Raw genomic sequence first — 13,418 nt, forward strand, 5'->3', positions numbered from 1 at the left:
ATCGAGCACCGACAGCCCGCTCGAGAAGCGCGCACGGCGGCCGGTCGGCAGCACGTGGTTCGGACCCGCGACGTAATCGCCCACGGCCTCGGGCGTGTAGCGGCCGATGAACACCGAGCCGGCATGTTTGACCAGGTCGAACAAGGCATCGGCCTCGTCGCAGGCGAGTTCGAGATGCTCGGGCGCCAGCCGGTTCACCAGCGGCATCGCCTCGATCAGGTCGGCGGTGACGATGATCGCGCCATTGGCGTCCCAGCTCGCTCGCGCGGTCTTGGCGGTGGCCAGCGCGCCGATCTGGAGGTCGACCGCGTCCGCCACCGCGCGGGCGAGCGCGGCGTCGTCGGTGAACAGGATCGACTGGCTCGACGGGTCGTGCTCGGCCTGGCTCAGCAGATCGGCGGCGATCCATTGCGGATCGTTCTTGCCGTCGGCGACGACGACGATCTCGCTCGGGCCGGCGACCATGTCGATCCCGACCACGCCATAGAGCTGGCGCTTGGCCTCGGCGACCCAGGCGTTGCCCGGGCCGCACACCACATCGACCGGCGCGATGCGGCCGGTGCCGTAAGCGAGCGCGGCGATCGCCTGCGCCCCGCCGATCCGCCACACCTCGTCGACGCCGGCGATATGCGCCGCGGCGAGCACCAGAGGATTGACCTCGCCGTCGGGAGTCGGGGTGACCATCACCAGCCGCTCGACACCGGCGACCTTGGCCGGGATCGCGTTCATCAGCACCGAGCTGGGATAGGCCGCGCGGCCGCCAGGGACGTAGATCCCCGCCGCGTCGACCCCGCGCCACCGCGCGCCGAGCCGCGCCCCGACCGCATCGATCTCGTCGCGATCCTCGGGCTTCTGCTTGATGTGGTAGGCGGCGACCCGCTCCGCCGCGAGTTCGAGCGCGTCGCGCAGCTCGGACGCCAGCGCCTCGTGTGCGGCGAGCCACTCGGCCCGCTCGATCCGCCAGCCGGTCTCGTTGAGGTCGTGGCGGTCGAACTTGCGAGTGAAGGCGTGGACCGCCGCGTCGCCCTCGTCGCGCACGCTGGCGACGATGGTGCGAACGTCGCGCGCGACATCGCTATCGGCTTCGCGCCGCGCGTCGACCAGCGCCTGGAACTGGCGGTCGAACCCGGGTTCGGAAGTGGAGAGCTTGATCAAATTCCCCTCCCGCTTGCGGGAGGGGCTAGGGGAGGGCGTGTCACCTCTCCGGCGGAAATGACAGGCCCTCCCCCGGCCCCTCCCGCCAGCGGGCGGGGAGCCGAGCCCGCCCGCCGGAAGGCGTCGACCAGCGGCACCAGTTCCGGCCGGGTCTTGAACGCGGCGCGGTTGACCACCAGCCGGCTGGTGACCTGGGCGATCACCTCGACCTCGACCAGGCCATTCTCCTTGAGCGTGCGACCCGAGGAGACGTGGTCGACGATCCGCGGCGCGAGCCCCAGCGTCGGGGCGAGTTCCATAGCTCCGTTCAGCTTGACGCATTCCGCCTGGACGCCGCGGCGCTCGAAATGCGCCTGGGTGACGTGCGGATATTTGGTCGCCACGCGAACGTGGCTCCAGCCGCGTGGGTCATCGGTAGCGGCCATCTCGGCGGGCTCGGCGACCGATAGGCGGCAATGGCCGATCCCGAGATCGACAGGGGCGTAGAGTTCGGGATAGTCGAATTCCGCCAGCACGTCGGAGCCGACGATGCCGATCTGCGCGGCGCCATGCGCGACGAAGGTGGCGACGTCGAACGCGCGGACCCGGATCAGGTCGATATCGCGCCGGTTGGTGGCAAAGCGCAGCGCGCGGCTGCCGTCGTCGGAGAACGCGGCGTCGGGCTCGATCCCGGCGCGCGCGAGCAACGGTGCGGCCTCTTCGAGGATCCGCCCCTTGGGAATCGCGATGACCAATGGTTGCGCCATGAGCGCGGCCTTTACTTGTGCACCTGCGAAGGCGCAATGCGGGTGAAACTTGACCCCTGTTCGCCCTCAGCTTGTCCAAGGGGTTTCGGGCGCGGGATTCGATACGCATGACTCGGTCGGAAGGGACGCGCATGGCGGACGAAGCAGGCAATCGCGAGGCGTTCCGGATCCAGGAATTCTATTGCTCGAAGATGGGCGCGCCGATCTACGCGCGACTGTGCGCGGCGATCGCCGACGGCCTGACCCGCAATAGCCGTACGGGGACGCGGATTCTCGACTGGCCGGGCGAGCCGACCCGCGATGCCTTGCCGCTGCGCTTCATCGGCGGGTTGCACGCCTTGGTCCGCGCCGGCGCCGATGCCGGCATGGCGGCCGTGTTCCGCGGCGACACCAGCGACCCCGAGGCGATCGCCGTGGCGCTCGCCGCCGCGCTCGTCGCGCATGACGATTTCCTGTGGCCATGGCTGGACGGGCCGCCGCAGACCAACGAGCCGGGACGATCGAGCGAGTTGATGGTCGGGCTGATGGAGATCGCGCGGCGGCACGGACCGCGGATCGAGCTGCTCGAAATCGGGTCGAGCGCCGGGCTCAACCTGCTGATCGACCGCTTCGCTTTCGATCTCGGCGGCGTGAAAATCGGCCCCGCCGACGCGCCGGTGACGATTGCGCCCGACTGGAAAGGCGATCCGATCGCGCCGGTGCCGATCCACATCGTCTCGGTACGCGGCAGCGACATCCAGCCGCTCGATGCCACCGATCCGGCGATCGAGGCGCGGCTCGCCGCCTATGTCTGGCCCGAAGCGCCGGTGCGCGGCGAGCGGCTGACCAAGGCGATCGCGATGCAGCGCGCGGAGGTGGTCGATCTCGTCCGGGCCGATGCCGCCGACTGGATCGAGGCGCGGCTGGCCGAACCGCAGGAAGCTGGTGTGACGCGGGTGCTGATGCACTCGGTGGTCTGGCAATATCTGCCCGAGCCGGTCGCGGAGCGTATCCGTGCCGCGATGAACGCGGCCGGTGCGCGCGCCACCGCGGCGCGCCCGCTCGGCTGGGTAATGGCCGAACCCGACCGCGCCTTCGCGCACCATGTGATCAGCGTGAAGAGCTGGCCCGGCCACGCCGAATGGCAGCAACTCGGCACCGCGCACGCTCATGGCGCGTGGATCAAGCTCGGCATCGAAGAGCGCGACAAGCGGCGCTACGATCTGCCGGAGTCGGCGAAGGTGGTGGCGGGGTAAGAGGCGAACCCCTTCAATCCCACCCCGGCGAAGGCCGGGGCCCAGTTGCGACGCGGTCGTGGCTCCATCCAACCTACAGGCGACGCCGATCCTGGGCCCCGGCTTTCGTTGGGGTGGGGTAAAGGTTCAGTCCCCGCGCGCCGCGAGCCACTCCCGCATCGCCCCGGTCACCGCCTCTGGCGCTTCCCACGGCGCGAAATGACCGACGCCGTCCAGCTTCTTGAGCGTCAGGTCCGGCACCAGCGGCTCCAGCCCCTCCAACTGCACCGGCAGCAGCGCCTTGTCGCCCATCCCCCAGATCACCAACGTCGGCATCTTGAGCGGCGGGAACGGCCCGTCGAGAAACGCCGGACGCTCGGGCGTGGCGTCCATCGCCGGAACCTGCACGGCGCTGGCGCGGTACCAGTTGAGCATCGCGGTCATCGCGCCGGGCTGGCCCCATTGATCGAGATAGATGGGCTTCTCGTCCTTCACCTTCTCGAAGTCGGTGTGACGCATGAAGCTGCCATCGAAAAACTGCGACAGGCCGATGCCGTCGACATATTTCTCGAACTCGGGATTGCGGAAGGCGGTGATGTACTGGCTCGCCTCGCGCTGCGCCAAATCATCGAACAGCGACTTCTGGAAGATGAAGGGATGCGGCGCGTTGACGATGATCAGCCGCGCGACGCGGTCTGGATGGTTGAGCGCCGCCATCCAGGCGATCGCCCCGCCCCAATCGTGCCCGACCAAAGTGAAGCGATCCACGTCGAAATGGTCAGCCAGCGCGATCATGTCGGCGACCGGCTTGTCGGGCGTGTAATTTTCGACGCCTGCGGGCTTCGACGATCTGGCGAAGCCGCGCTGATCGGGCGCGAGAACGAAATGATCCCGGGCAAGATCGGCGATCTGGTGCCGCCAGGTGCGATGCGACTCGGGAAAACCGTGGAGGAGGATGATCGCCGGATTGGTCGGCTCGCCTGCTACCGCTACGTCAAGCTCGACTCCGGTGGGCAACGCCACTCGCTGCAGCTCGAAATCCGCCATATTCCCCTCCCGCTTGCGGGAGGGGTTAGGGGAGGGCGTGTGCCTCTCTACTCCCGCTGTCGGTAAGCGACATGCCCTCCCCCGGCCCCTCCCGCAAGCGGGAGGGGAGAAATCACGGGTAGGTCGCGGTCTTGGGGATTTCCGGAATCGGGATGAATTCCTTGTCGTCGCCCGCCACCTTGGCGAAGCGGCCGGCTTTCCAGTCTTCCTTAGCCTGGTCGATGCGGTCGCGGCGCGAACTGACGAAATTCCACCAGACGTGGCGCTCGGTTTTGAACGCTTCTCCACCGCATAGCATCACGCGGCCGCCATTGGCCGAGCGCAAGGTCATCGCGACGCCAGGCTTGAGCACGTAGAGCGTGTTGATCGCCATTTTCATGCCGTCGATCTCGGCCTCGCCGATCGCGAGATAGACCGCGCGCTCGTCGGCGCCGGCATCGATCGGGATGCTCGCGCCGGGCGCGAGTACCACGTCGGCGTAGATCGTGTCGGCATAGGTCGTGGTCGGGGCGCGGCTGCCCCACAGCTCGCCCATGATGATCCGCGCGGTCGCGCCTTGCGCCTCGACCACCGGCAGCTCGGCCTTGGCGACATGCTCGAACGCGGGGTCGATCTCCTCCCTGTCTTCAGGCATCGCGATCCAGGTCTGGATGCCGGACAGGTCGGGGCCATGCGCGCGCTCGTCGCCCGGCGAGCGCTCCGAATGCGCAATGCCGTGGCCGGCGGTCATCAGATTGACCGCCCCGGGCTCGATCCGCGCGAAGGTGCCGATCGAATCACGATGGTCGATCGCACCGGCGAACAGGTAGGTCACCGTCGCCAGGTTGATATGCGGATGCGGGCGGACGTCGATGCCGCTGCCGATATCGAGATGCGCCGGGCCCATCTGGTCGAAGAAGATGAAGGGGCCGACCATCTGGTGCGGCTTGGAGGGCAGGGTGCGATGGACCTTGAACCCGCCCAGATCGTGCGTGGTGGGCGTGATGATGCGGTCGATCAGATCGTCGTTGGTCATGCGGTCACCTCTGCCATGATCTCGGTCAGATCCTCGGGGAAATATTGCTCGCCGAGCGTCGCGAACTCAGCGGGGGCGAGCCAGCGCCAATGCTGCATCACGCGCTGCTCGAGTTCGGTATGGCCGCCGGCGTCGATCTCGCGAGCTTCGGTCCGGACCAGGAAATAGCGTTCGTCGGCGGTCACCTCGACGCCCTCGATCGTCAGGAAGTCGACTTCGCGCCGCAGGATCTGCGGGCCGGGGTCGGCAACGATGCCGGTCTCCTCGTACAATTCGCGCCGTGCCGCGTCCTCATAGCTTTCGCCCGGATCGACCGCGCCACCCGGCGTGCACCAGAAGGGCGGACGGCCGTCCTCGGGCGTGAAGCGGAACATCAGCAACCGGCCGTGCTGGTCGACGAGCAGGATACGGGCGGCGGGGCGGGGCGTGCGGGAAGCCATGACCGTCACCCTAGCGGCTCGCGGTGCGGAAAGGGAGCGCCCGCGCGGAAACGCTGCGTTTGCCTGTCGCGATGCCTCGGGCTAGGCCGTCGTCATGCCGGTGTCGATGATCGTCGTGGATGATTTCCTGGAAACGCCGGACGAGTTCCGTGCCGCCGCGTTGCAACTGACCTATCCGGCGCAGGAGGGGTATTTTCCCGGCCGCAATTCGCTCGAGCGGATCAATCTCGATGGCCTGACCGAAGAAGTGTGCCGGTTGACCGGCGAAAATCTGCGGCCGCTCGATCCGCCGCAATCGCACGCCAAATGCCGGATCACCTTGGCCGCCGACACCGGCAAGGGGCGGGTGCATATCGATCCCGGCTATTGGTCGGGCATCCTCTATCTCAGCCGCCCGCAGGATTGCCGCGGCGGCACCGATTTCTTCCGCCACATCCCGACCAACACCGACCGCGCGCCGGCGACGCAGGCCGAGCTGTCGGCGCTCGGCTATGCCGATTATGGCGAGATGCGGCGCGGGCTGGTCGAGAAGGACAGCCTGGATGAGTCGAAATGGGAGCTGACCCAGACGGTACCGATGCGTTTCAACCGGCTGGTACTGCTGCGCCCGTGGCTGTGGCATACTGCGGGGCCGGGCTTCGGCGACAGCCTGGAAAACGGCCGGCTGATCTATGTGATGTTCTTCCAGCCGGCGCGCTGATTCAGGCGGCGTCGAGTTCGGGATAGTGCCGGAAGATGCCCTCGGTGTTGAACGCGATGCGGCGGTCGCTGTCGAGATAGGTGGCGATTCCGGGGAGTTGGGCGACGCGATCGTGCAGCGCGACCAGGTGGGGATAGTCGCCTTCGACAGCTGCCATCCGCTTGGGGAACATGTACCGTAGTCCCTCGATCAACTGGAACAGCGACGTGTCTACATGGCTCCAGCGCGGGCCGACCGTCCAGTCGCCGGCGTTATGCCGCGCGGCCTTCTCGAAATAGGCCAGGAACTTGGGAATCCGCTTTTCGCGAAATCCTTCGGCCGCGCGGGCAGCCTCATCCTTCTGGTCGCGGTAGTAATCGTCGAGCGCGACAGGGTGGTGGACGTTATGGACCTCGGCAACCACGTCGGTGACGGTGAGCTGGAGTTGCTGCGCCCAGAAGCGATCGGCGTCGGTGGCCGGCCCCACCGCCTCGTGGCGGCTCGCCAGGAAGAACAGGATGTCGGCGACTTGCGCAACGGTGAAGCCGTCCATCGACAGATAAGGCGGCGCGAACGGGCCGCGGCGGTCGTGACCCTTCATGTCGTCGATCAGCGACTCGACGCCTTCGTCGCGCGCGCAATCGACATAGGGAATATTCGCCGCTTCCATCGCCAGCCGCACGAATTCGCCGCGCCCCTGGATCGAGGGCCAGTACCACAGCCGATAGGGCGTCATGTCATTCTCCCGGTGCGCGCGCCCGGATCGCGAGCGCGTGGATGCGCGAGGACAACAGATCGGCGAGCGCCTGGTTCACCAGTCGCTGTCGCTGGACGCGGTTGAGCCCGACGAACCGGTCGCTTTCGACGATGACGGTGAAGTGCGATTCACCGGTGCCGTCGTCGCCCATATGGCCGGCATGATGGTGGCTGTCGTTGATCACCTCGAGGCTCGACGGGGCGAACTGGTCGGTCAGGCGGGCGGCGATGATTTCGGCCAGCGGGCCGGTGGCGGTGTCGGTCATCATTCTTATATAGGACCCTTTTTCAACCGGAGACACCGTGGCTCGCACGCCCCCGCACGATCGTCCCAATACCCGCTTCCACGGTCGTGTGGAGGGGACCGGGAGAGTGTGCGCCCAGCCCGGGTGCGACAAGCCGGGCGAATTTCGCGCGCCATTGATCGACGGCGCGCCGTCGGGCCGCGACGGGCCGGCCCCCTATCGCTGGCTGTGCCTCGAGCATGTCCGCGATTTCAACACGAAGTACAATTTCTTCAACGGCATGAGCCCGGATGAAATCCACGAGGCGCAGCGTCCCTATGCCGGCTGGGAGCGCGAGACGCGCGCCTTCGCGGCGAACGGCGCAGACCGCCCGCCGCGCTGGGCGGATTTCAGCGACCCGCTCGACGCGATCGGCGCGCGCTTCCGCGAGCGCGTGGCGAACGAACGCCAGCGCAAGGACGGCAAGCCGCTGTCGGGAGCGGATCGCCGCGCGTTGAAGGTGCTGGGGCTCGACAATGATGTCGACCGCAAGGGACTGCGCCAGCGCTATTCGGAGCTGGTGCGCAAATTCCATCCCGACCGCAACGGCGGCGACCGCAGCATGGAAAAAGCGCTGCAGGAAGTCATCGCGGCCTACCAGCATTTGAAGGGCGCGCCGGCGTTTGCATAAAAAACCCTCTCCTACCGGGAGAGGGTCGAGCCGCATAGCGGCGAGGGGTGAGGGCAGGTGCCTGCCTCTGCCCTCACCCTTCCGGCGCTTCGCGCCTCCCTCCCTCTCCCGACGGGAGAGGGACTGTAGCGCTTGACCTACGCCCCCCGCTCGCCGCAAAGCCCGGACATCATGAAACGTCGCACCGGACAAGACCGCTCGATCACCCAGACATGGCGTCCCGCCACCCAGGCCGTGCGGGGCGGCACGGCACGATCCGAGTTCGGCGAGACGTCGGAAGCGATCTTCCTGACCTCCGGCTATGCCTACGACTGCGCGGAAGATGCCGCCGCGCGATTCCGCGGCGAGCAACAGGGCATGACGTATTCGCGCCTGCAGAACCCGACCGTACAGATGCTCGAACAGCGCATCGCCTTGCTCGAAGGAGCCGAAGCGTGCCGGACGATGGCGTCGGGCATGGCGGCGATGACCGCGGCATTGCTGTGCCAGCTCCAGAGCGGCGACCATGTCGTGGCGGGCCGCGCGGCGTTCGGTTCGTGCCGCTGGCTGGTCGACACACTGCTGCCGAAGTTCGGCATCCAGACGACCGTCATCGACGCGCGCGATCCGCAGCAATTCATCGATGCCACCCGGCCCGAGACCAAGGTCTATTTCTTCGAAACCCCGGCCAACCCGACGATGGACGTCGTCGACCTGGAGGCGGTGTGCGGCATCGCGCGCGAACGCGGCATCACGTCGGTGGTCGACAATGCCTTCGCCACGCCGGTGCTGCAGCGCCCGCTCGATTACGGTGCCGATGTCGTGGCCTATTCAGCGACCAAGCTAATGGACGGCCAGGGCCGCGTGCTCGCCGGTGCGGTCTGCGGTAGCGAGGAATTCGTCGAGAACACCTTGCTCTCCTTCACGCGCAATACCGGGCCGACACTGTCGCCGTTCAACGCCTGGGTGGTGCTCAAGGGGCTCGAGACGCTCGACCTGCGCGCCAGGCGCCAGAGCGAGAGCGCGCTCAAGGTCGGCCGTTTCCTCGAAGGACGGGTGGCGAAGGTGCTCCATCCCGGGCTGCCGAGCCATCCCCAGCACAATCTGGCGATGAAGCAGATGGACGCCGCCGGCCCGATCTTCGCGTTCGAGGTCGATGGCGGACGCAAGCAGGCGCACGGGCTGCTCGACGCGCTCGAACTGATCGACATCTCTAACAATATCGGGGACTCGCGCTCACTGATGACGCATCCCTCGTCGACCACGCACGCGGGCGTCAGCGAGGACGTGCGCGTCCAGATGGGCGTGAACGAAGGCATGCTGAGACTGAACGTAGGATTGGAAGATCCCGACGACCTGATCGAGGATCTCGACCAGGCGTTGAAGGCGGTCGGTCTATGAGGCTTGGGCAGTGAGCGACGCGATGAAGGCACTGTTTCCCAATGTCGCGGAGACGCGCGGCGTGGTGGTGCGCGTCTCGGTCAGCTTCCTGCCCGAACAATCCGAGCCCGAGCGCGGCCGCTGGTTCTGGGCCTATCACGTCCGGATCGAGAACGAATCGACCGCGACGATCCAGCTCCTGACCCGCCATTGGGTGATCACCGACGGCCGCGGCGCGCGCCATTCGGTCGAGGGCGAGGGCGTGGTCGGCGAACAGCCGGTGATCGCGCCGGGCGGCAGTTTCGACTACGTCTCGGGCTGCCCGCTGGCGACGCCGACCGGGGCGATGCAAGGCAGCTATCACATGATCGCCGAGGACGGATCGGCGTTCGACGTCGACATCCCCCGTTTCACGCTGATCGCGCCGGCGGTGGGGGCTTAGCATGGGAAGCAATATTCCCCTCCCGCTTGCGGGAGGGGTTAGGGGAGGGCATGTGAATTCGATGGCTGGTGTTGGACATACCCTCCCCCCAGCCCCCTCCCGTAAACGGGAGGGGGAGCAGTGAAGCGCACCCATCTCCCCTTGAACGGCCTGCGTGTCCTCGACGCCGCCGCGCGCCACTTGTCCTTCACCCGCGCCGCCGACGAACTCGCGGTCACTCCGGCCGCGGTCGGGCAGCAGATCCGCGCGCTCGAAGACACGCTCGGCGTGGTGCTGTTCCGTCGCACCACCAAGGGCCTCGAACTCACCCCCGAGGGCGAGGCCGGGCTCGACGCGTTGCGCCAGGGCTTCCTGCAGTTCGAGGAAGCGGTGCGCGCGATGCAGGCCGGGCAATCGTCCAAGTCGCTGACCATCGCCGCGCCGCGCGACGTGCTGCATTGCTGGCTGATGCCGCGGCTCGCCGAGATCAGCGCCGCCGATGGCGAGATGCGCTTCATGCTGATCGCCGCCGACGAGGATCTCGATTTCACCCAGGCCAATCTCGACCTCGCGATCCGCTGGGGCGAAGGCCCGGGCGAGCATGAGGGCGAGGCGGTCGAGTCCGAGGGCATGATCACGATCGAGCGCCCGGGCGGCGGCGCCGACACGCGGATTTCCTGGCCGGGCTGCGTCAATGATGATGCCGTGTCGCTGGTGCGCGTCGCCGATGCCGGGCTCGCGATTGATGCGGCTGCCGAAGGACTGGGCCGCGCGACCGTGCCCGAATTGCTCGCGCGGCGCGACATCGCGGCGGGCAGGGTTGTCGCGATCGGCGAGGCCAAGCCCTATCGGCTCGGCTATTGGATGGTCGCGCCGTTGCCGCAATGGCGGCAGAAGAAGGTCAAGGCGCTGGTGGAGGCGCTGGGGGCGTGACGCTTCCGGTGATGACCACAAAGCGGCTGGTCCTGCGCCCGCTCCGCATCGAGGATGCCGAGGCGCTCCATCCGATGTATTCGGATGCCGAAGCCAACACTTATGGCTCGCACCCGTCGACCACGACCTTCGAGGAAAGCCGTGACCGGCTCGAGAAGGGTATCGCTGATCAGGCATGGCGAGCCTGGGCGGTGACGCTCAAGGGCGACGACACCGCGATCGGGAGCGTCGCAAGCTACGAGAAGCGCCAGGGCAGGGTGACCGAGATCGGCTATGCCCTGAAGCGTGCCTATTGGGGCAAAGGGCTGGTGACCGAGGCGGTGGCGGCGATGATCGACCTGCTCTTCGCCGAAGGCCAACGGCGGGTGTTCGCCGATACCGATCCCGACAACGCGCCGTCCATCGCGGTGCTGAAGCGCCTCGGCTTCACGCTGGAAGCGACGCTGCGTGCCGAGTGGCAAACGCATATCGGCGTGCGCGACAGCCTGATCTGGGGATTGCTGGCGGACGAATGGAAGGCCACCCGTCCCCGAACCTGAACGACCCCGACGCGCTTTGCGGGCGGCGTATCGGGGGGGTGGCTATAAAACCCTTCTCTCCCAAGCGGGAGAAGGGGCTACTCGCCTCAATCCGGCAGTGCCCCATCCGACACCAGCACCAGCGCGCGCGTCATCAATTGCACGAATCTCGCCTCTTCCACCCCCGCATCGCCACGATGCCAGGCACCCACCACCGCCAGCCAGCGCCCGTCCTTGCGCTTCACCAGGTAATTGAGCGTGAGCACGCCGGGCTCCGATCCGCCTTTGAATCCGACATAATCGAACTTGCCGCGCGTCGTCGGATCGATGCCCGGATTGACCGCGAGCAAGGATAGCGCGGTCGCTCCGCCGTCGGCGCGCAGCCAGTCGAGCATGCCCGCGGTCTGGGCAGGGCTGGCGAACCATTCGAGCGTGTCGATCGCCGCCGGCTTGCCCGCGAACATCATCGGATCGACCGTTGTCGTCGCCAGCCGCGCGGCATTGCTCTCGATCAGCCGGCGCCGCGCCGTAGGCGCGAGCTCGGTCGCCCATTGCGCCGCAAGATCGGCATTGGCCGGCGTCTTGAGCGCGAACATCTGTCGCGTCGTGACGACCGGCGCGAGGCCGGGTGCACCCGTCCGCGCAACGAATTCGTCGAGCTTGGGCCCTTCGAGCGTCACCAACGTGTCCGTCGCCGTGTTGTCGCTGATCGAGATCATCAACGTCGCCAGCGTCTGCACCGTCGCCGGGCTGCCCGCGGGCCAGCTCTGGGTGATGCCGGACGGCAGCGAGGCCGGCCCGACCGGCACCACATCGGCCCAGTGGCGCTCAGCCGCGCCGACTTCGCGCGCGAGTTCGCCGAGCACCCAGAGCTTGAACGCCGAGCCCAGCGGTGCCGCCGCGTTCGGATCGATACCCGACACCAGCTTCGGCGCCCCCTTGCCGAGCTCGTAGATGCCGAGCCCGGTCTTGCCCGGCAGGGCGCGGACATCGGCGACGAGCTTTTCGAGCGTGTCGCCCGCGACCTCGGTGCCGGTGAACAATAGCCCGGCGACCTGATGCGGCGGGGCGGGATCGACCGCGATCTGGGCATTGACGACGCCACGCTCGAACCGGATGCGCAGATACGCCGAAAACGGCGTGACAGGCTTGAGGCCGTCGATCGCCAGCGGCTTGCCCATCTGCCCGGTCATCGACGCGACCACCGCGTCCCATTTCGCCTTCGGCAAGGCAGCGTGAAAAGCGGGCGAGAAATATCCTGCGAAGTCGCCGCTGCCCGCGATCACGCTGATCAGTTCGTTGGCCCGCGCCGTCAGCGACGGGTCGGCGGCGGGCGCGATGGCCGCGGGCGGCGTCTGGGCGTCGGCGATCGCGGGTAAGGCGATCGCCGCGATGAGGAAAGACGCCAGGAACCGCACCATCGTTTCAATCCTCCGCTGAAGAATGACGGTAAGGCGCCGCTCAGGCGTCGATCGCTTCCTCGTCGAGCCGCGCGGCATTTTCCTGGATGAAAGCGAAGCGGTGCGCCGGATTGGTGCCCATCAGCCGGTCGACCAGGTCCTTCACCCCGGCGCGCTCCTCATATTCCTGGGGCAGGGTGATGCGGATCAGGCCCCGGCTGTTCGGGTCCATCGTGGTTTCCTTGAGCTGGCCGGGGTTCATCTCGCCTAGGCCCTTGAACCGGCTGACCTCGACCTTCTTGCCCTTGAATTCCTTGGCCTCGAGCTCGGCGCGGTGCGCGTCGTCGCGGGCATATAGGCTCTTGGTGCCGGCGGTCAGGCGATAGAGCGGCGGCTGCGCCAGATAGAGGTGACCGCGTCGGACGATGTCGGGCATCTCCTGGAAGAAGAAGGTCATCAACAGCGTCGCGATGTGCGCGCCATCGACGTCGGCGTCGGTCATGATGATCACGCGCTCATAACGCAGATTGTCGGGCTCGCAATCCTTGCGCGTGCCGCAGCCCAATGCCTGGATCAGGTCGGCGATTTCCTGGTTGCCGAAGATCTTGGCGCTGGTGGCCGAGGCGACGTTCAGGATCTTGCCGCGGATCGGGAGGATCGCCTGGGTCTTGCGGTCGCGCGCCTGCTTGGCCGAGCCGCCGGCCGAATCGCCCTCGACGATGAAGATCTCGGTGCCGGCGGGATCGTCGGCCGAGCAATCGGTCAGCTTGCCGGGCAGGCGCAGCTTGCGGCCGGAGGTCGCGGACTTGCGCTTGACCTC

16 protein-coding genes are annotated in these 13,418 nt (G+C 67.4%); 7 read left to right on the forward strand and 9 right to left on the reverse strand.

Annotated features, from left to right (window positions below; translation table 11 throughout):
- The coding region (gene hisD, locus ACTHJR_RS16720; protein ID WP_440524400.1) for a histidinol dehydrogenase at window positions 1-1,155 on the reverse strand (1,155 nt) is incomplete at its 3' end.
- The gene (gene hisG / locus ACTHJR_RS16725; protein WP_440524401.1) at window positions 1,152-1,901 is read right to left on the reverse strand and encodes an ATP phosphoribosyltransferase; all 750 of its coding nucleotides are present in this window, start codon (window positions 1,899-1,901) and stop codon (window positions 1,152-1,154) included. The genes hisG and hisD, both read right to left, overlap by 4 nt.
- A 131-nt stretch (window positions 1,902-2,032) precedes the next feature.
- On the opposite strand from hisG, the gene ACTHJR_RS16730 reads away from it, so the two are divergent.
- A complete protein-coding gene (locus ACTHJR_RS16730) occupies window positions 2,033-3,136 on the forward strand; it encodes a DUF2332 domain-containing protein (protein WP_440524402.1) in 1,104 nt (367 codons plus the stop codon).
- A 126-nt stretch (window positions 3,137-3,262) separates the two neighbouring features.
- On the opposite strand, the gene ACTHJR_RS16735 is transcribed toward ACTHJR_RS16730, so the two are convergent.
- The 3 genes from ACTHJR_RS16735 to ACTHJR_RS16745 form a co-directional block, all read right to left on the reverse strand.
- On the reverse strand, window positions 3,263-4,162 hold the full coding sequence (locus ACTHJR_RS16735) for an alpha/beta fold hydrolase (protein WP_440524403.1): 900 nt from the start codon (window positions 4,160-4,162) through the stop codon (window positions 3,263-3,265).
- A 112-nt stretch (window positions 4,163-4,274) separates the two neighbouring features.
- Window positions 4,275-5,177, reverse strand: coding sequence for a pirin family protein (locus ACTHJR_RS16740; RefSeq protein WP_440524405.1), 903 nt, complete (start codon window positions 5,175-5,177; stop codon window positions 4,275-4,277).
- Entirely contained in the window at window positions 5,174-5,617 is a 444-nt protein-coding gene (locus ACTHJR_RS16745) for an NUDIX hydrolase (RefSeq protein ID WP_440524407.1), read from the reverse strand. Before ACTHJR_RS16745 ends, ACTHJR_RS16740 begins: the two co-directional genes overlap by 4 nt.
- A 94-nt stretch (window positions 5,618-5,711) precedes the next feature.
- Between ACTHJR_RS16745 and ACTHJR_RS16750 the strand changes: the two genes are divergently transcribed.
- Window positions 5,712-6,317, forward strand: coding sequence for a DUF6445 family protein (locus ACTHJR_RS16750; RefSeq protein ID WP_440524408.1), 606 nt, complete (start codon window positions 5,712-5,714; stop codon window positions 6,315-6,317).
- A 1-nt stretch (window position 6,318) separates the two neighbouring features.
- Here ACTHJR_RS16750 and ACTHJR_RS16755 read toward each other — a convergent pair whose 3' ends face one another.
- Entirely contained in the window at window positions 6,319-7,032 is a 714-nt protein-coding gene (locus tag ACTHJR_RS16755; RefSeq protein ID WP_440524410.1) for a glutathione S-transferase, read from the reverse strand.
- Between the two features lies 1 nt (window position 7,033).
- Entirely contained in the window at window positions 7,034-7,318 is a 285-nt protein-coding gene (locus ACTHJR_RS16760; protein ID WP_440524420.1) for a BolA family protein, read from the reverse strand.
- A 37-nt stretch (window positions 7,319-7,355) separates the two neighbouring features.
- On the opposite strand from ACTHJR_RS16760, the gene ACTHJR_RS16765 reads away from it, so the two are divergent.
- The 5 genes from ACTHJR_RS16765 to ACTHJR_RS16785 all read left to right on the forward strand — a co-directional run bounded on the left by ACTHJR_RS16765 (window position 7,356) and on the right by ACTHJR_RS16785 (window position 11,219).
- The gene (locus ACTHJR_RS16765) at window positions 7,356-7,967 is read left to right on the forward strand and encodes a J domain-containing protein (RefSeq protein ID WP_440524411.1); all 612 of its coding nucleotides are present in this window, start codon (window positions 7,356-7,358) and stop codon (window positions 7,965-7,967) included.
- Between the two features lie 171 nt (window positions 7,968-8,138).
- On the forward strand, window positions 8,139-9,347 hold the full coding sequence (locus tag ACTHJR_RS16770) for a trans-sulfuration enzyme family protein (RefSeq protein WP_440524413.1): 1,209 nt from the start codon (window positions 8,139-8,141) through the stop codon (window positions 9,345-9,347).
- Between the two features lie 22 nt (window positions 9,348-9,369).
- Window positions 9,370-9,768, forward strand: a complete 399-nt coding sequence (gene apaG, locus ACTHJR_RS16775) for a Co2+/Mg2+ efflux protein ApaG (RefSeq protein ID WP_440524421.1) — start codon at window positions 9,370-9,372, stop codon at window positions 9,766-9,768.
- A gap of 120 nt (window positions 9,769-9,888) precedes the next feature.
- On the forward strand, window positions 9,889-10,680 hold the full coding sequence (locus tag ACTHJR_RS16780) for a LysR family transcriptional regulator (RefSeq protein ID WP_440524414.1): 792 nt from the start codon (window positions 9,889-9,891) through the stop codon (window positions 10,678-10,680).
- Entirely contained in the window at window positions 10,677-11,219 is a 543-nt protein-coding gene (locus tag ACTHJR_RS16785) for a GNAT family N-acetyltransferase (protein WP_440524415.1), read from the forward strand. Before ACTHJR_RS16780 ends, ACTHJR_RS16785 begins: the two co-directional genes overlap by 4 nt.
- Window positions 11,220-11,305: 86 nt before the next feature.
- Here ACTHJR_RS16785 and ACTHJR_RS16790 read toward each other — a convergent pair whose 3' ends face one another.
- Together ACTHJR_RS16790 and ACTHJR_RS16795 are read right to left on the reverse strand one after the other, a co-directional pair.
- The gene (locus tag ACTHJR_RS16790) at window positions 11,306-12,619 is read right to left on the reverse strand and encodes a serine hydrolase (RefSeq protein ID WP_440524417.1); all 1,314 of its coding nucleotides are present in this window, start codon (window positions 12,617-12,619) and stop codon (window positions 11,306-11,308) included.
- 40 nt (window positions 12,620-12,659) lie between these two features.
- The coding region (locus ACTHJR_RS16795) for a toprim domain-containing protein (protein ID WP_440524418.1) at window positions 12,660-13,418 on the reverse strand (759 nt) is incomplete at its 5' end.

It is taken from the genome of Sphingomonas sp., from assembly GCF_051962185.1.
In the GTDB taxonomy this organism is placed as follows: domain Bacteria; phylum Pseudomonadota; class Alphaproteobacteria; order Sphingomonadales; family Sphingomonadaceae; genus Sphingomonas.